This window comes from Bacteroidota bacterium, from assembly GCA_013360915.1.
GTDB lineage: Bacteria > Bacteroidota > JABWAT01 > JABWAT01 > JABWAT01 > JABWAT01.
Genome location: JABWAT010000001.1, coordinates 341,244 through 359,391 on the forward strand (window position 1 = coordinate 341,244; position 18,148 = coordinate 359,391).

Annotated in this window: 18 protein-coding genes; 12 read left to right on the forward strand and 6 right to left on the reverse strand. The window is 49.4% G+C overall.

Going from position 1 to position 18,148, the window contains the following annotated elements; genetic code table 11:
• Positions 1-12 precede the first annotated feature (12 nt).
• The 12 genes from HUU10_01500 (at position 13) to ftsE (ending at position 12,618) form a co-directional block, all read left to right on the forward strand.
• A complete protein-coding gene (locus tag HUU10_01500) occupies positions 13-2,169 on the forward strand; it encodes a sodium-translocating pyrophosphatase (GenBank protein ID NUQ80260.1) in 2,157 nt (718 codons plus the stop codon).
• Between the two features lie 116 nt (positions 2,170-2,285).
• Positions 2,286-2,675: a 30S ribosomal protein S6 gene (rpsF, locus tag HUU10_01505; protein NUQ80261.1), complete on the forward strand. Its 390-nt coding sequence runs from the start codon at positions 2,286-2,288 to the stop codon at positions 2,673-2,675.
• Between the two features lie 6 nt (positions 2,676-2,681).
• Positions 2,682-2,918 carry a 30S ribosomal protein S18 gene (locus tag HUU10_01510; protein NUQ80262.1) on the forward strand — a complete coding sequence of 79 codons (237 nt, stop codon included), beginning with the start codon at positions 2,682-2,684 and terminating at the stop codon, positions 2,916-2,918.
• A 24-nt stretch (positions 2,919-2,942) separates the two neighbouring features.
• Entirely contained in the window at positions 2,943-3,401 is a 459-nt protein-coding gene (locus tag HUU10_01515) for a 50S ribosomal protein L9 (GenBank protein NUQ80263.1), read from the forward strand.
• 206 nt (positions 3,402-3,607) lie between these two features.
• Positions 3,608-5,437 (forward strand): 2-oxoacid:acceptor oxidoreductase subunit alpha, encoded by a 1,830-nt coding sequence (locus tag HUU10_01520; protein NUQ80264.1) that lies wholly within the window; start codon positions 3,608-3,610, stop codon positions 5,435-5,437.
• A gap of 2 nt (positions 5,438-5,439) precedes the next feature.
• Positions 5,440-6,477, forward strand: coding sequence for a 2-oxoacid:ferredoxin oxidoreductase subunit beta (locus HUU10_01525; GenBank protein ID NUQ80265.1), 1,038 nt, complete (start codon positions 5,440-5,442; stop codon positions 6,475-6,477).
• Between the two features lie 29 nt (positions 6,478-6,506).
• Positions 6,507-7,511 (forward strand): bifunctional oligoribonuclease/PAP phosphatase NrnA, encoded by a 1,005-nt coding sequence (locus HUU10_01530; GenBank protein ID NUQ80266.1) that lies wholly within the window; start codon positions 6,507-6,509, stop codon positions 7,509-7,511.
• Positions 7,511-8,962, forward strand: coding sequence for a leucyl aminopeptidase (locus HUU10_01535; GenBank protein NUQ80267.1), 1,452 nt, complete (start codon positions 7,511-7,513; stop codon positions 8,960-8,962). Before HUU10_01530 ends, HUU10_01535 begins: the two co-directional genes overlap by 1 nt.
• Positions 8,959-10,236 carry a GWxTD domain-containing protein gene (locus tag HUU10_01540; protein NUQ80268.1) on the forward strand — a complete coding sequence of 426 codons (1,278 nt, stop codon included), beginning with the start codon at positions 8,959-8,961 and terminating at the stop codon, positions 10,234-10,236. The genes HUU10_01535 and HUU10_01540 overlap by 4 nt, the downstream gene beginning before the upstream one ends.
• On the forward strand, positions 10,233-11,198 hold the full coding sequence (pdxA, locus tag HUU10_01545; GenBank protein ID NUQ80269.1) for a 4-hydroxythreonine-4-phosphate dehydrogenase PdxA: 966 nt from the start codon (positions 10,233-10,235) through the stop codon (positions 11,196-11,198). The genes HUU10_01540 and pdxA overlap by 4 nt, the downstream gene beginning before the upstream one ends.
• The gene (locus tag HUU10_01550) at positions 11,195-11,959 is read left to right on the forward strand and encodes a class I SAM-dependent methyltransferase (protein ID NUQ80270.1); all 765 of its coding nucleotides are present in this window, start codon (positions 11,195-11,197) and stop codon (positions 11,957-11,959) included. The genes pdxA and HUU10_01550 overlap by 4 nt, the downstream gene beginning before the upstream one ends.
• Positions 11,953-12,618, forward strand: coding sequence for a cell division ATP-binding protein FtsE (gene ftsE / locus HUU10_01555; GenBank protein ID NUQ80271.1), 666 nt, complete (start codon positions 11,953-11,955; stop codon positions 12,616-12,618). The genes HUU10_01550 and ftsE overlap by 7 nt, the downstream gene beginning before the upstream one ends.
• Here the strand turns inward: ftsE and HUU10_01560 are convergent, their stop codons facing one another.
• Genes HUU10_01560 through HUU10_01585 form a run of 6 tightly spaced genes read right to left on the reverse strand, consistent with a single transcriptional unit; the run spans position 12,619 to position 18,135 of the window.
• Positions 12,619-12,855 (reverse strand): NifU family protein, encoded by a 237-nt coding sequence (locus HUU10_01560; protein NUQ80272.1) that lies wholly within the window; start codon positions 12,853-12,855, stop codon positions 12,619-12,621.
• Complete coding sequence (gene apbC, locus HUU10_01565; protein NUQ80273.1) at positions 12,852-13,928, reverse strand: iron-sulfur cluster carrier protein ApbC; 1,077 nt, start codon at positions 13,926-13,928, stop codon at positions 12,852-12,854. The genes HUU10_01560 and apbC overlap by 4 nt, the downstream gene beginning before the upstream one ends.
• 15 nt (positions 13,929-13,943) lie before the next feature.
• A complete protein-coding gene (locus HUU10_01570; GenBank protein ID NUQ80274.1) occupies positions 13,944-14,942 on the reverse strand; it encodes a hypothetical protein in 999 nt (332 codons plus the stop codon).
• 1 nt (position 14,943) lies between these two features.
• Positions 14,944-15,699, reverse strand: a complete 756-nt coding sequence (locus HUU10_01575; GenBank protein NUQ80275.1) for a hypothetical protein — start codon at positions 15,697-15,699, stop codon at positions 14,944-14,946.
• The gene (locus tag HUU10_01580; GenBank protein NUQ80276.1) at positions 15,692-16,915 is read right to left on the reverse strand and encodes a hypothetical protein; all 1,224 of its coding nucleotides are present in this window, start codon (positions 16,913-16,915) and stop codon (positions 15,692-15,694) included. Before HUU10_01580 ends, HUU10_01575 begins: the two co-directional genes overlap by 8 nt.
• The gene (locus tag HUU10_01585; protein NUQ80277.1) at positions 16,912-18,135 is read right to left on the reverse strand and encodes a hypothetical protein; all 1,224 of its coding nucleotides are present in this window, start codon (positions 18,133-18,135) and stop codon (positions 16,912-16,914) included. Before HUU10_01585 ends, HUU10_01580 begins: the two co-directional genes overlap by 4 nt.
• Positions 18,136-18,148: the final 13 nt, after the last annotated feature.

The window sequence follows — 18,148 nt, forward strand, 5'->3', positions numbered from 1 at the left end:
ATGCCAACGATCATGATTGATCCCTTGTACCTTACCCTGATTTTCGGGGGTGGTACCCTGGCGCTTCTGTTTGCATGGTACAAATCCAGATGGATTGCCAGACAGGATGCCGGAACGGAAAGAATGAAGGAAATTGCACAGGCAATTTCTGAAGGAGCCATGGCGTTTCTGGGTCGTGAGTACCGTGTTCTTGCAATTTTCGTGGTTGTGGTAGCTGCCCTGCTGGCATTTGCAAACTGGGGTAAGTCTGATTCCAGCGCGCTGGTTGCTCTGTCCTTTGCAATTGGTGCCTTTACTTCGGCACTGGCCGGATACTTCGGTATGAAAGTGGCCACCAAAGCCAATGTCCGGACGACCAACGCAGCACGTGATGGCCTCTCCAAGGCGCTTCTGGTTGCTTTCTCGGGCGGATCTGTCATGGGAATGAGCGTGGTTGGGCTTGGTATCCTGGGCCTGGGAGCACTTTTTGTCGTCTACTCAACCATTTTTGGAATCACTACCATTAACCCGGCTGAACTCACTGCCGAAACCAGTCATCACTGGCATGAGCAGGTCGTGCGGTTGCTTAATACCCTTTCCGGATTTTCCCTTGGTGCATCATCCATTGCCCTTTTCGCCCGTGTAGGCGGTGGAATTTACACCAAAGCAGCCGATGTGGGCGCCGACCTGGTCGGAAAAGTTGAAGCAGGTATTCCCGAAGATGATCCCCGCAATCCGGCCGTTATTGCAGACAACGTGGGCGATAACGTCGGCGACGTGGCAGGGATGGGTGCTGACTTATTTGAATCCTATATCGGTGCCATCATTGGTACCATGGTGATCGGTGCAGCCATTGTGGCAGCCTCTCCCGAGTACAATGGTCTTGCTCCTATCCTTCTTCCGCTGGTATTAGGTGGTGTGGGTATTCTTGCCTCTATTGCCGGAACCTTTTTCGTTCGTGTTAAAGAAGGCGGCAATCCTCAGATAGCCCTTAACATTGGAACCTTCGGTGCCGGCGCAGTCATGCTGATCGGAACTTATTTTATTACAGACATGATGTGGCCGACTGCACCACTTATCGATACCATGTCCGGTATTCAGGTTAATTCTATGGGGATATTCCTTTCCACCATTTTCGGTCTGGCTATTGGTATTGCAGTTGGTCTGGTGACCGAATACTATTGTGCCACCGGAAAAGGTCCGGTAAACAGCATTGTTGAACAATCCGTTACCGGTCCGGCCACCAATATCATCGCAGGCCTGGCGGTCGGCATGCAATCGGCCACCATTCCCGTTTTCCTGATCGCAGCCGGAATTGTCGGTGCGTATAACCTCGCCGGTCTGTATGGTGTGGCCATTGCTGCTTTTGGTATGCTCTCCACCACCGGAATCCAGCTCGCCGTTGATGCCTACGGTCCGATCTCTGATAATGCAGGTGGAATCGCTGAAATGGCCGGTCTTGAAAAATCGGTCCGTGAAAAAACCGATAAACTGGATGCAGTCGGAAATACCACAGCTGCAATCGGTAAGGGATTTGCCATTGCTTCTGCCGCCCTGACCGCTCTGGCTCTCTTTGTGGCTTATATGACCGCCGCTAAAATTGATATTAAAGCAGGAATCAATCTGGCCGATCCCCGTATTGTTGCGGGACTTTTCATCGGTTCAGTTCTTCCCTACCTGTTCTCTTCAATGGCCATGCAGGCCGTTGGTCGTGCCGCCATGGACATGATCAAGGAAGTCCGTCGTCAGTTCCGTGAAATCCCCGGTCTGCTCGAAGGTAAGGAAGGGGTAAAAGCTGAATATGCCAAGTGTGTGGATATTTCGACCCAGGCAGCCATCCGCCAGATGATTCTTCCTGGGCTGCTGGCCATCCTTGCTCCGTTGGCCTTTGGTCTATTATTGGGTAAAGAGGCCCTTGCAGGACTGCTGGCCGGTGTGACCGTCAGCGGAGTCTGTCTTGCCATTTTCATGTCCAATGCCGGTGGTGCATGGGACAATGCCAAGAAATCATTTGAAGGTGGTTTCAGGTTGGCCAATGGTGAAATGGTGAAAAAAGGTTCTGATGCTCACAAGGCAGCTGTAATTGGTGATACCGTCGGCGATCCTTTCAAGGATACGGCTGGTCCTTCACTGAACATCCTCATCAAACTGATGTCGGTGGTTGCCCTGGTTATTGCACCCTTATTATAAGAAAAAAGCCGGATCCGGTGCCGGATGGCTGCCGGGTCTGGTTCAGTTAAATCAACCAGCCATCCAATCACCTGCTTTCAGCATACAGCTGAAGGCCCTAAGGTCCAAAGGTAAATATGGAAGCGACAACCAACCATTACGAGACGACCTACATCATCAATGCTGCGATTGAAGAGCAGACCATCGAAGAAACGGTGGTAAAATTTGATGAGTTCATTAAGGAACACGGCGGTCAGTTAGTAAAAACTGACCGGATCGGCCGTAAACGTCTCGCCTATCCGATCCAGAAAAAGCACAGCGGCTATTATGTCACTGTTGAATATCATGCCCTTCCGGAAAGCATTGCGCAAATCGAACGTGCTCTCCAGCTTGATGATTATGTCCTTCGGTTTCTGACCATTGTGGTTGATAAAAAGATCGCCTATCACCGCGAGCGGGAAATCAAAAAAGCTGAAGTAGAAGCATCCTATGCTGCCGAATTGGCCGAGAAAGAACGGAAAGGGTAAGTTATCATGGCTATCAGAACACAAACCAATATTAAACGGATCTGCCGTTTCTGCGAAAATGGAACGATCTACATCGATTATCGCGATGAAAAGCGTCTGTACCGGTTTATTACCGAGCAGGGAAAAATTATTCCCCGCCGTATTACCGGAACCTGCGCCTATCATCAGCGGGTCCTGGTCGCAGCAATCAAACGTGCCCGTCATCTGGCGATTTTGCCATTTGTTTCAACCAATGTACGCTAATACCCCACCAACAGGAGCACACCAATGAAAGTGATTTTAAAACAGGAAGTTGATGGACTCGGAACCATCGGTGATGTGGTAAAGGTGAAAGATGGCTTTGCCCGGAACTACCTGGTTCCTCAGGGATTTGCCATTGTCGCCAATGAGCGTAACCTGAAGGCCATTGAAGGCGAAAAAAAGCGTCTCGCAAAAGTACGCGCCAACAATGTTTCCCTTGCTGAAAGCCTCAAATCCCAGTTGGAATCAGTCCGGCTGGAATTTGTCCGGCAGGCCGGGGATGAAGGAAAACTTCACGGGTCGGTCACCAACCAGGATATTGCTGAATCGCTTGGACAGAAAGGGTTCAATGTTGATAAGCGGAAAATTTCGGCTGGTCACATTAACCACACCGGCGATTTCACGGTATCCATCAAACTGTTTCAGGACATCACAGCTGACCTGACGGTCAGTGTCCGGGCAGCAGAAACTGCCACTGAAGCCTGAAAATAGCTAACTGAAGAAGGGGGAAATGAATCCCCCTTTTTTTTTCTGCAAAATAACCAAAACCCAGCCGGTCACGGCTTTCTGTGATCACTTTGATTTAATCAAGGCCGGACTGATATTTGCATGGGAATTTCTCCAAGGAACCACCTGTTTACTCCACCACAGACCACCAGGACCAACGTCTAATGTCTCAGCAAGAACAAACCATGGAAAAAGAAGTTAAAGTACTTGAAAGTGTCACCATCCGCTTTGCCGGCGATTCCGGCGATGGTATGCAGCTGACAGGAACTCAATTCACAAATGTATCGGCCATTATGGGAAATGACCTGGCTACCTTGCCAGACTTCCCTGCCGAAATCCGTGCGCCGGCCGGAACGCTTTACGGTGTTTCCGGTTTTCAGGTGAATATCGGGTCGTCTAAAATTTATACACCGGGTGACCGTTGCGATGTACTGGTGGCCATGAATCCGGCTGCCCTGAAAGTCAACCTGCGGGAATTGGATCCCAATGGCGTCATCATCGCAAATGAAGATGCATTCGTTGAAAAAAACCTGAAGTATGCCGGATACAATGAATCACCGCTTACGGACGGATCCCTGACCAAATACCGTGTTTTCAGAGTCCGGATCAATCAATTGACCCAAATGGCCCTGGAAGCACAAAACCTTCCGGCAAAAACAGTTGATCGTTGCAAAAACTTTTTTGCACTCGGACTTATTTTCTGGCTGTTCAGCCGTGATATGAATCCGACCATTGCCTGGATCAAGGATAAATTCAAAAAAACACCCGACCTGATAGAAGCCAATATTGCCGCCATGAAGGCAGGTTATAATTATGGTTATACCACCGAGGCCTTTCAGGTCAAATACGAAATTACCTCGGCAAAATTACCAGCCGGCACTTACCGGAATATCACAGGTAACTCTGCACTTGCCATCGGTCTGGTTGCGGCCAGCCATCGTTGCGGACTTCCCTTGTTTCTTGGAAGTTACCCGATTACCCCGGCCTCTGATATTCTGCATGAACTTTCCAAAATGAAGAATTTCGGGGTAAAAACGTTCCAGGCGGAAGATGAAATTGCCGCGGTGTGCTCAGCCATTGGTGCTTCCTTTGCAGGTCACCTGGGCATCACCACCACCTCAGGACCCGGTGTTTCTCTGAAAGGAGAAGCCATGGGCTATGCAGTGATGACCGAACTTCCGCTCGTCATTGTCAATATCCAGCGCGGCGGACCTTCAACCGGTTTGCCAACCAAGACCGAACAGTCCGATCTGAATCAGGCCATATTCGGCCGGCATGGTGAAGCACCCATGCCCGTTCTGGCAGCATCAACCCCTGCCGATTGTTTCGACATGGCCATGGAAGCTGTCCGTCTGGCCACCAAGTACATGACTCCGGTCATTTTACTGTCCGATGGGTATCTCGCCAACGGGTCCGAACCCTGGCTGTTGCCCGATCCTGCAAAATTCGAAAACATCCACGTGGATTTTCTGAAAGAAAAGAACGGGAAATCCCCCTACAGCCGCAATGAATTCAATGCCCGTCCGTGGATCAAACCCGGAACACCGGGACTCGAACACCGGATCGGCGGAATCGAAAAGGCCAATATCACCGGAAACATCAGCTATGACCCTGAGAATCACCATCAGATGGTGTATTTAAGGAAATCGAAGGTGGAAGCCATCGCTGCTGAACTTCCCGATGCAGATGTGTACGGAGACAAATCAGGCGATCTTCTGGTGGTGGGTTGGGGCAGTACACACGGTTCCATCAGAAAAGCTGTTGAAACCATGAGAAAATCGGGGAAAAAGGTGAGTCATATGCACCTGAAATACCTGTATCCCATGCCAAAAAATGTCGCCAGTGTTCTGTCGTCCTATAAGAAAGTCCTGGTTCCTGAAATGAATACAGGTCAATTGGCCGGATTGCTCAGAAACCAGTTTCTGACCCCGGTCATCCAGCTGAATAAGGTACAGGGCCTGCCCTTTAAGGCCATTGAAATTGAATCGAAGATTGAGGAAGTGCTGAAAGGTTAATTATGTCTGAAGTCGTTCAAAATCCGGAAACGGTAAAACTGACAGCAAAAGATTTTGTTTCGGATCAGGATGTTCGCTGGTGTCCAGGATGTGGTGATTATGCCATTCTGGCCGCTATTCAGCGGACTCTGCCCGAATTCGGTGTTCCAAGAGAAAATTTTGTATTCATTTCGGGTATTGGTTGCTCCTCGCGGTTCCCATACTACATGAATACTTACGGAATGCACACCATCCACGGACGGGCCCCGGCCTTTGCCTCGGGTGTGAAAGCGTCTAATCCCGATCTGAGTGTTTGGATTGTCACCGGTGATGGTGATGGTCTTTCCATCGGTGGAAATCACTTTGTTCATACCATCCGTCGTAATTTTGACCTGAACATTATTCTGTTCAATAATGAAATTTACGGATTGACCAAGGGTCAGTATTCGCCGACCTCTGAAGTTGGCAAGGTGACCAAATCGACCCCCATGGGCTCAATTGATACCCCATTGAAACCAACCTCCATTGCACTGGGTGCCGAGGCTGCCTTTGTTGCGGTCGGAATTGACCGTGATACCAAGCATCTGCAGGAAATGATCCGCAGAACCTACCGTCATAAAGGGACCAGTTTCCTGGAAGTTTACCAGAATTGTGTCATTTTCAATGATGGTGCATTTGAAGCATTGACCGATAAAGACACCAAACCAGATAACGTCCTTTATCTTGAACACGGAAAACCCCTCGTCTTTGGAAAAGATAACAGCAAGGGAATCCGGATGGATGGTTTTTCGCCAGAGGTGGTTAACCTCACCGACGGAAAATATTCCGTGAATGATCTCGCTGTTCATGATGAAAAAGCAAAGGATACAACCTGGGCCACCATTCTTTCAAGAATGAACCGTAATGCTGGTTTCCCCCACCCCATTGGTGTTTACCGCGATGTTGAGCGTCCTTGTTATGAACTGGGTCTGGAAAATCAGATCAAACTCGCACAGGCAAAAAAGGGTCCGGGTAAACTGGCCGACCTGCTGAATGACGGGGATGTTTGGATAAATAACTGAAAGGAAGAGCCCGAAAGGGCTCTTTAAGTATGATGGAAAATTACTGGATTCAACTCAAACACCTCATTGACGGGTCTCAGAAAATTATTCTGACCACGCATGTACGGCCTGATGGCGACGGCCTTGGTGCTGAGGCCGCACTGTTTGATTACTTCGATTCGCTTGGAAAACAGGTTCGGATTATCAATGTTTCTCCCCTTCCCGACACGTTTTTTTATCTGAATCCTGATTCCAGGTATGAAGTATTCAACACCTCCATTCATACCCACCCCATCGAAACCGCTGACTGCATCATCATTCTTGATTGCAACCAGTTAGATCGGTTACAGGAAATGGGACCTTTTGTAGAAAAGACCCAAGGCAAAATCGTCATCATCGACCACCACCTCAATCCGGGTGACTTTGCCGATTTGCTGTGTATATCCACCGACGCTTGTGCCACAGGTGAGATGGTTTATGATTTTATTACTTTTCATTCCGGACTGCAGACGGTCAGCAACATGGCTGCTGCCGGTATTTACACCTCAATTCTGACTGATACCGGTAGTTTCCGGTTTCCCCGAACCACTCCCGCCGTTCACAGGAAAACAGCATTTCTTCTGGAAAGTGGTGCCGATCCTTCCTTCATCTATGAAGCAGTACATGAACAACGCACTGTTTCTTCCATTCAGTTGCAAGGTCAGTTCATGAGTCAGATCCGTCTGGCATACGACGGAAAACTGGCTTACTCCGTTATCCGGAAGGCCGATTTTGACCGGTTTGGGGCCACACTGGAGGACACAGAAGGATTTGTCCGGTATCTGCTATCAATCAGAGGCACCGTCATGGGAATATTGATAACCGAACAACCTTATGGCTTTAAACTGTCTTTCAGAAGCAAAGGTGATATTGATGTTAACCGTCTGGCCAACCAGTATAACGGAGGCGGACATAAAAATGCATCCGGTGGACGACTTGCCGATACTTCTGATCTTGCCATAACCCGTCTTATTGCCGATGCAGAACCTTATATTCTTCAGGAGGAAACGGTCTGATGACCCTCAAATCCAACGCTTCATTCAAACCAACTGATCTTTGGGTTGGTTTTTTTACGACAGAAGGAAAAAAACCTGTTATCAAGAGCTCCCATGCACCGTTGGTAAGCTGGGGAAAATCGCTTCCCGCACTGGCTGGTGATGGACTCCGCTGGATTCCGGCCTCTGATGAGGTCCCTGCAAAGCTGGCCATCCTGACCGAATTCAAAACGGTGAATGGTCACCCGACAGAAGGATTCCGTAGGGCTGGCGCAACCGTCGCACGCCAGGTCAGGGGAAAAGATACCGGTACTCTCGGTATTGACCTGACCGGACTTTCCCCGGATGCAGATCAGGTCCGGGCGTTTGCAGAAGGATTTTTCCTTGGCCTTTACCAGTTTGATCTGTTTAAATCTGACCGCAAAAAGACTTCATTATCATCCGTTTTCCTGTATCAGTCAACCGTGAAAGACTCTGTGGTCAAAAAGGTGGTTGCCGAAGCTGAAATTCTGACGGACAGCCAGATCTGGGCACGAAATCTGGTAAACCGTCCTGCAAATGATCTCACTGCAACGGGACTGGCAAAGGAAGTGTCTGAACGTGCCGGAAAATCCGGATTCCAATGCACGGTACTGGATAAAAAGAAAATCAAATCCCTGAAAATGGGTGGACTGCTTGCCGTCAATAAAGGATCGGCAAATGAACCTGTTTTTATCATCGCTGAATACAAGAGCAAAGGTTATCACAAGGCACCTGTTGCTCTGGTTGGAAAAGGTGTGATGTTCGATACCGGCGGTATTTCCATTAAACCATCCGCCGGAATGGGCGACATGAAGGGCGACATGGCCGGTGCCGCCGCCGTTCTTGCCACCATTGATGCCATTGCCCGTCTTGGTTTGACAGGTCATGTAATTGCTCTGGTTCCCGCAACCGATAACATGCCTTCCGGTACTGCTCAATGTCCGGGAGATATCATCACCACCTTGTCTGGTCTCACTGTAGAGGTGGATAACACCGATGCCGAGGGTCGGCTGATTCTGGCAGATGCCCTGCATTACGCAAAGCAGTATAAACCTGCTGCCATTATTGATCTCGCTACCCTGACCGGCGCCTGTGTGGTCGCACTCGGAACGCAGGCAGCCGGATTAATGTCTAATCAGGAACCACTGCAGACTGCTCTTCAGGAAGCCGGAAAAACCAGTTATGAACGTGTGTGGCCGCTTCCCCTTTTCGATGAATATGCACCACAAATTAAATCGGATGTTGCAGATATTAAGAATGTGGGCGGAAGAAATGCCGGGGCCATCACGGCCGGAAAATTCCTTCAGCGATTCGTCGATGATACACAGCCATGGGCACATATCGATATTGCCGGGCCCAGCTATCTGGAGTCCGGTGACCATTACCTTCCAAAGGGCGGGACTGGCTTTGGTGTCAGGCTGCTTGTTCAGTATCTGAAGGACCGTCAGTGATCAGGAATCTGGCCTTACTCGCTCTGGCTGGTTGGCTGTTACCTGTTTCCTCATCGGCCCAGCAACGTCTCGATGAGATCATCTTCCGGCAGAACCGCCCGCTGTTTTTTCAGGAAGTGAATTGGATCCGTCCAGATTCAGGAAATGGTCTGGTCAGCTATCATTTCAGAATATCAAATGATTACCTGGCATTTGTAAACACCACCGGCCCAGACCAGACTCCGGTCTACCAGGCCAAAATCCGCCTGAATATTCAGATTAAGGGAACTGACAGCAGTTTCTATAATTTTTCAGAAGACTTCTCAGAAGTGGTTTCAACCATCCGGGATTCGCAGAACCGGTATCAGTTTCTGACCGGTTCCATCCAGTTCCCTGCCACCTCCCGGCCAGCAGTGGTAAACCTCGAGGTTACCGATCTGAACAACAACAAACAGATTTTTCCCTCTACCATCCGGAAAGTAATCCGCCAGCAAAAAACCACCTCGGTGGATAATGTCTGGATTCTTGAAGACGATTCAACCTGGTACAAACCCGTTAACTTTGAGAAATCGGTGGTTTTGGGCAAGCCGGCCTATCTGTTCCTCTCCGTAAGCGATTCTCTGAATCTTCGAAACTGGAAAGTGGGGCTCCTTCATAAACTGCCGGGAGAGAAAGAATACGCTTCTGTCGATTCTATGATGAATCTGCAGTTCAATCCACTTGAGACCAAGACCATCCGGTTGAATGAAAAAAACCGGGTAAAAGTCACCGGAGTGCGGGCCGGACTCGATTTTTCCAAACTTGATGCCGGTCAGTACGGACTAACCATTGGTCCCACCGCAGCAGATACCATCTTCTTTAACGTCAATTGGCTGGACATGCCTTTTTCATTATATGATCTGGATGTTGCCACCCGGGTTCTGAAGTATCTCGTTTCTGATAAAGTCTATGATGACCTCTCTTCTGGTTCAGCTAAAAAGCGGATCAGTGCATTCAGAAAATTCTGGAAGGAACGGGATCCAAGTCCGGGAACGACTTATAACGAACTTTTACATGAATACTACCGTCGGGTCGATTATACCTGGGCTAACTTCGGAACCTCAAGAAATCCGGGATGGAGAACAGACCGGGGAAAAGTTTATATACTCAACGGGGCACCCAAAACCCAAAAGAAGGAAACGCCTCCCAATCAGCCTCCCAGAGAAATCTGGGACTACTCAACACCCGGCAAACGGTTTGTTTTTGTTGACTTAAGTGGCAAAGGGGATTATACCCTTCAGAAAACCGGACCATGATTCCCCGGCTCTATGTTTCCTGCGGCGATCCCAATGGCATTGGACCCGACATTGCAGAACCGGCATTAAGGGCGGTTGCAGACCAGGCACAGGTGATTCTTTGTATCCCTCAGGAGTTGACCGCCTTATATCGGTGGCCGGCACGGGCGTTTAAACAAACACAACGGGAAACGGGCCTGTTTTTTCATCCCACAGAATCTAATCCGGATTATCTCTACCAACCCGGCCAATTCTCTGTGCAGGCCGGGAAACTCGCCTTCTTTTCTTTCCAATCGGCTGTACAATTAACCAAAGAAGACCCCTTCTCGGCGCTGTTAACGCTGCCGGTAAATAAAAAAAGCTTCATAGCCGCCGGCTCTCCGGTAGCCGGACATACAGAACTGATCGGTCTGCTGCTGAAAGAAGCCGAACCGCTCATGATTCTGCTCAATGACCAGATGCGTGTGGCATTGCTGACCGTTCATATCCCCATCATGAAAGTCTCACAGGCCATAACACCCGACCGGATACGTTCGCGTACCCTCGCATTTGAAAAAAGCCTCCGAACCGACTTCGGAATCGAAAAACCGGCCATTGCAGTTCTCGGACTCAATCCGCATGCGGGAGAGGATGGATCCATCGGTACCGAAGAAAAACTTGTCATGGAACCCACATTGGCAGAATTACGGGCTGACGGATTGAACGTGGAAGGCCCCTTCCCTTCAGATGGCTTTTTTGGTAACAAACAGTACTCCCGGTTCGATGGAATTCTGGCTGCCTATCATGATCAGGGACTCATTCCTCTGAAACTTTCCGGGATGGATCTTGGCGTTAACTTTTCGGCCGGCAGTCAGATTGTCCGGACATCCCCGGACCATGGAACGGCCTATGATATTGCGGGTAAGGGGCTTGCCAATCCTTCATCGACCCGTGAAGCCGCCCGACTGGCTTTACACGTCCTGTCTAAACGCCATCAGGTATGAGTTATCAGGATCCGTTTCCGCTGACAGCTGGCATTTATGACCAGACCAGCCGGTTTGTCCCATACGATATCTGGGCTGGCGTGATTCAGGAAATGCTCGATCTCCATGCCCATCAGTCCCCATCCACTGTTCTGGAACTATCAGCTGGTACCGGTTCATTCCGGTCCTTTTTTGACCGGCCTGAAATAAAATCCTATGTTTCCACCGATATTTCCCTGATGATGCTGCAGGGGGCGCAAATGAAAATGGCTGATTCCGGACAGCATAGCTTTTTCACAGTAGCTGACTCTGAACTGCTGCCATTTGCCTCTGACCGTTTCGATCTCGTGCTGCATTTATTCGATAGTATCAATTACCACATTACAACCGATCGTGTGAGAGCTGTTTTCTCAGAAGTGTGCAGGGTGCTTCGTCCTGGTGGATTGTACATATTTGATTTCACAACGCCTGCCAATTCTATCAACAATGCACCCGAAGATTTCGATGAAATTATTGAGGATGAATCGGGCGGGTACCAGCGTTTGTCGGTTTACAACCCCGAAACGGGAATCCATACCACCGAATTCCGATTCAACCGGGGCCATGATATTTTTACAGAATTCCACAGGGAACGTCCCTACAAACTTCCCGAAATGAAGGAAATCATCCGGTCAGTAACCGGCTGGGCAGCAGAAGCCTGGATTCACGAGTTCGAACCCGGCGTGAAAGCCCGCAACAATTCTGAGCGGATTCACGCCATTATCAGGAAAAAACCATGCTGACTTTTTCCAATGTTCAGGCCAGTTACGATGGTCAGATTGTGTTTCAGAACCTGAATTTTACCATTCAGAAAGGTGAGTTTATCTATCTGGTGGGTCAATCTGGAACGGGTAAAACCACCTTAATGAAACTCATTTATTGTGACCACATTCCGGATAATGGAACCATCCGTTTTCTGGATTATCAGGTCACTTCTATTGCCAGGCGGGAAATTCCCCATCTCAGACGAAAGCTGGGAGTGGTTTTTCAGGATTTTAAATTGTTGCCGGACCGGTCCGTTTTCGATAACGTGGCCTTTTCACTGGAGGTAACAGGAGAAAAGCGGAAAAACATTGAAACCAGAGTGCAGAAGGTTTTGGCCGAGGTCGGGCTGGCTCATAAAAAGGTTAGCATGCCCCGGGAACTGAGCGGCGGTGAACAGCAACGGGTGGTAATTGCCCGTGCATTGGTGAACGAACCGTTTCTTCTTCTCGCCGATGAACCTACCGGAAACCTTGATCCCGAGGTGGCAGAAGATATTATGAAATTGCTTCTTCGGATCAATGCCATGGGGACCACCATCCTGATGGCCACTCATGACTATTCAATCGTCAGGAAATTTCCGCAGCGGATTTTCCAGTTAAAGGACCGCGCCATTCAGCAGGTTATCCTGAAAACCTGATCAGGGTACCGCTTCGACCCGCCGGATCGACGGGACCATCCGGCGGATGGTTGCCTGTATCCCGGCACGGAGGGTCATGCTGCTCAGCGGGCAGATCCGGCAATTACCAAGCAGCCTCACTTCAACGATTCCATCGTCACTGACCGAAACCAGTTCGACATCTCCATCATCTTGCTGAAGGGCCGGACGAACCAGGCCCAACGCTTCAAGAACAAGTTCCTTTACCGGTTTCGTCACTTAAAAATGATCTCCACTGGTTTGGTGGCCTCAGAATCAGAATTCCGGATGGCAACCTGCTGGGCAAGGCGTCCGGCAATGTCACTGAAAACAACTGCCATGGGGGAGGCAGGTGCTGATATTCCGATTGGTGTTCCCTCATCACCGGTTTTACGGAGTTGGGTATTAATGGGCACTTCTCCCAGAAATGGCACACCAAGAATTTCAGATGTCCGCTTTCCGCCACCGTTCGAGAAAATCTCTTCCCGCTCGCCGCAGTGACCACAGATAAAATAGGCCATGTTTTCAATGACTCCCAGACAGGGTACATTGACGTTTTTAAACATGGCTATTCCCTTGACTGCGTCGGAAAGGGCCACATCCTGTGGGGTGGTAACAATGACCGATCCGGTGATCGGGATCGTCTGAACCAGCGTTAATTGGATATCTCCGGTTCCCGGAGGCATATCCACAATCAGATAATCCAGTTCTCCCCAATTGGTATCGGTGATAAACTGTTTCAACGCGCTGGAGGCCATGGGTCCGCGCCAGATCACTGCCTGTCCCGGCTCAATCAGAAAACCAATGGACATCAGTTTTATTCCATGTTTGGTAATGGGCACCAGCCGTTTACCATCCTCAATTCCGGGTTTTTCTTCCTTCAGATCGAACATGATCGGAATGGATGGACCGTAAATATCCGCATCAATCAAACCTACACGTGCACCGCTCGTGGCCAGCGATACGGCCAGATTCACCGCAACGGTCGATTTGCCCACCCCACCTTTTCCGGATGCAACCGCAATGATGTTCTTCACACCGGGAAGTGAGTGGTTTCCGATCACCTTTGAAGTGACGGTTGCAGTCATGTTCACCTGTACATCAGCAGAACCCGTTTCTGCTTTGATTTCTCTGACACAATCTTCCTGGATTTTTTCTTTCATGGGGCAGGCCGGTGTCGTAAGATCGATCGTTACCTGGATGGAGGATCCCTCAATCCGGATGTCCTTCACCATGTTCAGAGTTACAAGATCCTGCTTAAGGTCCGGGTCATTTACCCTGCTGAGTGCTTTTATTACTTGTTCGCGGTTCATGGTTTGTTCTTTTGTTTAATTGATGATGTCGGTATGGTCACCCACATTGAGTTTCCTGATCGGTCCTTCAACCGACACATTACGGCCAACGATCGAATCTTTGGCCGTAACCAGACTCAGTCTGGAGTGATCATTGATAATACTGTTACTGAGTATACACTGGTCAAGGGTGGTGCCACTTCCCACCGAAACATTGGGACCCACTACTGAATTCCGGACAACAGCACCCGGTGCCAGAAAAACAGGTGGAATGATCACCGAATTTTCGACCTGCGAGGCGGGGGCCTGATGACGGTTCATTCCGAGCAGAAACCGATTGGTATCAAGCAGGTTTTGAACATTCCCGCAATCGAGCCAGTAACGGACCGTTCGGGTTCTGAACCTGAATCCACGGTTGACCAGTGCTTCCAGTGCATCCGTCAACTGATATTCACCTTTGACGGTCCGGTTTTCTGCAATCAGCGCATCCAGCTCCTTTGCAAGTTCCTCGCCTTTCCGGAAATAGTAGACTCCGATAATTGCTTTATTTGATACCGGTTCGGTGGGTTTTTCGACAAACCGGGTGATTATCCCGTTTTCCTCAACTACCACACCATAGGCTTTCGGATTTTCCACTTCCTTCACCCATATCACCCCATCGGCATCCAGATCAGAAAGACCGGAAAGATCTGCATCGAAAATGGTATCTGCATAGGCCACCAGCACTTCACCGTTTAAAAGCGGTTTCGCCTGATGAATGGCATGTCCGGTTCCAAGAGGCGGGTCCTGTAGAAAGAACGACGACCGGATGTTGTATCCGGTCAGCAACTGATTCAGGTTTGCCTGAACCTCCTTGTCGAAATCTCCGAGAATAAAACCAATTTCTTCGAAACGCTGATCGGATGTCGACGTGAGAGTATCAAGAATTTCGCCCAGCATGATTTTCCCACCAACCATCATGAGCGGTTTCGGTGTGGTATGCGTATGAGGACGAAGGCGGGTTCCTTTCCCGGCCATCGGAATAATCATTTTCATGTTACATCATTCCCATTTTTTTCATTCGCATGATCAGCGTGGTACGGTTTATTCCCAATAAACGTGCTGCACGGGTTTTATTTCCGCCAACCTGATCAAGTGTGTGTTGGATATAGGCTTTTTGCATGGATTCAAGTTCCGGTACCGGCTGATCGGCCGATTTACTAACGGTCAGTTGAATCTGATCATTGACCGTCACCGGAAAGGTGTACAGCTGTTCACGATCCCGCTTTTTCAATTCAAGCATGTCCATCGATGAAAACTCGGTGATCATCAGTTCAATGATGGATTCCAATGATTTCAGATCAGAAGGAAGTGTTTGGTTTAAAAGAAGCAGCCTGGCATTTTCGAAAGCCTGTCTGGCCGGAAACCAGGCCGAAAACTCCAGATAGGTTAGGGAGGATTGTTTCCAGAAACCAATCGCATCATCCACCGCTCCGAGTTGGGTGGCCATGACTGCCAGAATATCGTAGGGTTCCTTGCGCTGAGAAAGGGTCTGTTCCAGTCTTTCTTTCAGGAACCGTTTCCGTTGGGTCAGAGAAGTTCCTGAAAGAACCGACTCATACTTGTTGCGGGATTTAAAATAGAAATGGGTTCCCTGAAAGGATCCCAGATAAAAACTCTCAATTCCCTCTTCCAGCGCAGTCTCAGCTGCTTTCTCTCCAATCCGATCAATCCATCTGATCAGGGAGGCTTTCGAAAAGAACGGGCCGCCAAGCGCAGCCATTTCAAGAATTTTAAGTGATAAACTATGCATGTCTGATTAAAATAAAGGCACAGGCACCATCAAGTGGTCGACCCTGAGGCGCGGTCCGCAATCCCATATGGGTGACCAGAGCGGGTTCCCTGAATGCCTGATTCACTTCCAGTTTGTAATCTGGTCGGCGTGAGAGGAAATCCAGAATCTGCTGCTCATTCTCAGACCAGAGTACCGAGCAGGTCGAGTAAACCAACCGGCCTTGCGGACGAACCCAGTCGGCAACACGGTCCAGAAAAGACCGCTGCAGCAGAATCAGATCCCTGAGGTCTTTTTCCGACCGGTTAAACCGGATATCCGGTTTGCGGTTCATGACACCCGAACCCGTACAAGGAACATCGAGCAACACAGTATCAACTTGTTCTTCCGGATTAAACGCCATCAGATCGGTTTGATGGACCGACACCTCACCCATCACATTCAGTCGTTTCAGATTCGATTTCAGACGGTCCAGGTGTCCACGGTTCAGGTCGATCGCCTGAGTTTTCAGACTGGTTCCGGATCGTTTAGCCCAGATTATCAGTTTACCGCCAGGTCCTGAACAGGCATCGATGAGTGAAGTTGAGGATGGATCATAGCCATAATCGGCCACCAGCCAGGAGGAATGGTCAATAAATTGCTGATTTCCTGAAAGAAAGGCTTCGGACTGAAGGGCCGCCGGAACATCTTCAATGCGAACCAGCTTTTCACTGTCTGACCAGTCCACCGCCCATTGAACCGGACGGGTGCTCATATATCTCGTCCAGTCTTCCCTACTCGCGGGCGTGCCAACCTTTTCAAAATCACTCCCGAACCACTCTGGAAGATTCTCAGACCAGGTTTTAACAAAATCCTCCGGTTTCACCTCTCTCGAGATTCCATTCAGGACGGCATTGGCAAGACCGGCCAGACCGGGTTTTCTCGATTTAATTTCATCAACCCAGGAATTGACCGTAGCATAAGCGGGTATCGAATCCATCTGAAACAATTCATAAACGGCCAGATGAAGCGCCCGGTCTATATCTGGCGGAGGGGTTTTGTTCAGACGGGACCGCAGGAGATCACCAATCGGCTGATACAACCGGATGGTTCCAAGAACCGATTCCTGAACCTGTCCATGCCAGGTAGCAGGCCATTTTTTTTGCTGACGGTGCTGATCAATCAGAGTGGTAAGTTTGCCGGGCCGGTTAAAGAAACCGGAAATTATATCAAGGGATACCGAGCGAAATGTTTTCATGAAGAGGATTTGTGCTCCAGGACGGCCAGATTCCTGATGTCCTCGAATAAAGTCTGATCGGCATCTGTGAAGGGGACAGACCGGCGGCCCATCACGGCACGGGCTGTTTCAATGGCTTTGTTTAATCGGAACGGAATCAGTTTTCCATCGGCAGACCAATGAAAGGAAGGGATAAAGCGGTCTGGAAAACCGGCACCAAACACCATGGAAGAAAAGCCAATGACCGATCCGGTATTCAGCATGGTATTAATTCCGGTTTTGGAATGGTCCCCCATGATCAGACCCATAAAAAGAGATCCGGTAGAAACCATTTTTCCATTTTCCCAGATATCGACCGGTGCATAGGTGTTCTTCAGATCAGAATTATTGGTATCGGCACCAAGATTGCACCAGCTGCCGATAAAACTGTGTCCAAGAAATCCGGCGTGCTGTTTGTTCGAATAACCTTGAATGATCACATCTTCCAATTCCCCACCCACCTTACAAACCGGACCAATGATGGTATTCGGGTAGAAGGTACTTCCCGCCTTTACTTTCGAACCAGCTCCGATATAAAGCGGCCCGGAAAGGACACTGTGAGACATGACTTCCACCTGGTCATCCAGAAAGACAGGACCTTTCCGTAAGTCAAAGGCTACAAAGGGATGAATAGTTGCCGATGGCGAAATCCATAACTCATGATCACCCATGGTGGCACCCCTGTAAACCGATCCGGATGCCTTGAATCTCCCCGATCTGGCCAGAAGCCCGGCCTGATCTTCGATGGCCAGTCCGCTATCAAGGACCACTTCCCAGGTGTGGTTAAATAATCCGGCAGAAATTGTTTCCGATTTCTGCACAAAACGGGTTGGATCCTCTGCAAGGAAAAAATCCATGAGCTGATCCGGACCAACTACCACGGCGATCAGATCGGCATCATTGGTCAGTGCCATTCCAGATCCGCTCAGCTCTGAACAATGAGCAAGAACCTGTTCAAGATGACGAACCCGGCTGTTGATAAATAAAACAGGTTCACCAAATAACACGGGCAATTGCCCGGTATGCTGATAGAAAGCGGCCAGATGCGAGGTTGGTTTCACTCCCCAGAACCGATGACCGGTCAGAACCTGCAAATGGTCGGCAGGTGTAAGGGGACCCGTGCGTAAATGAGCAAATGAACGGGAATAAGTAAGAGGAAAAAATCGGGAAACAGCGGGGTCGTCAAAAAGACCAAAAAGCATGGATGGGCCGGCT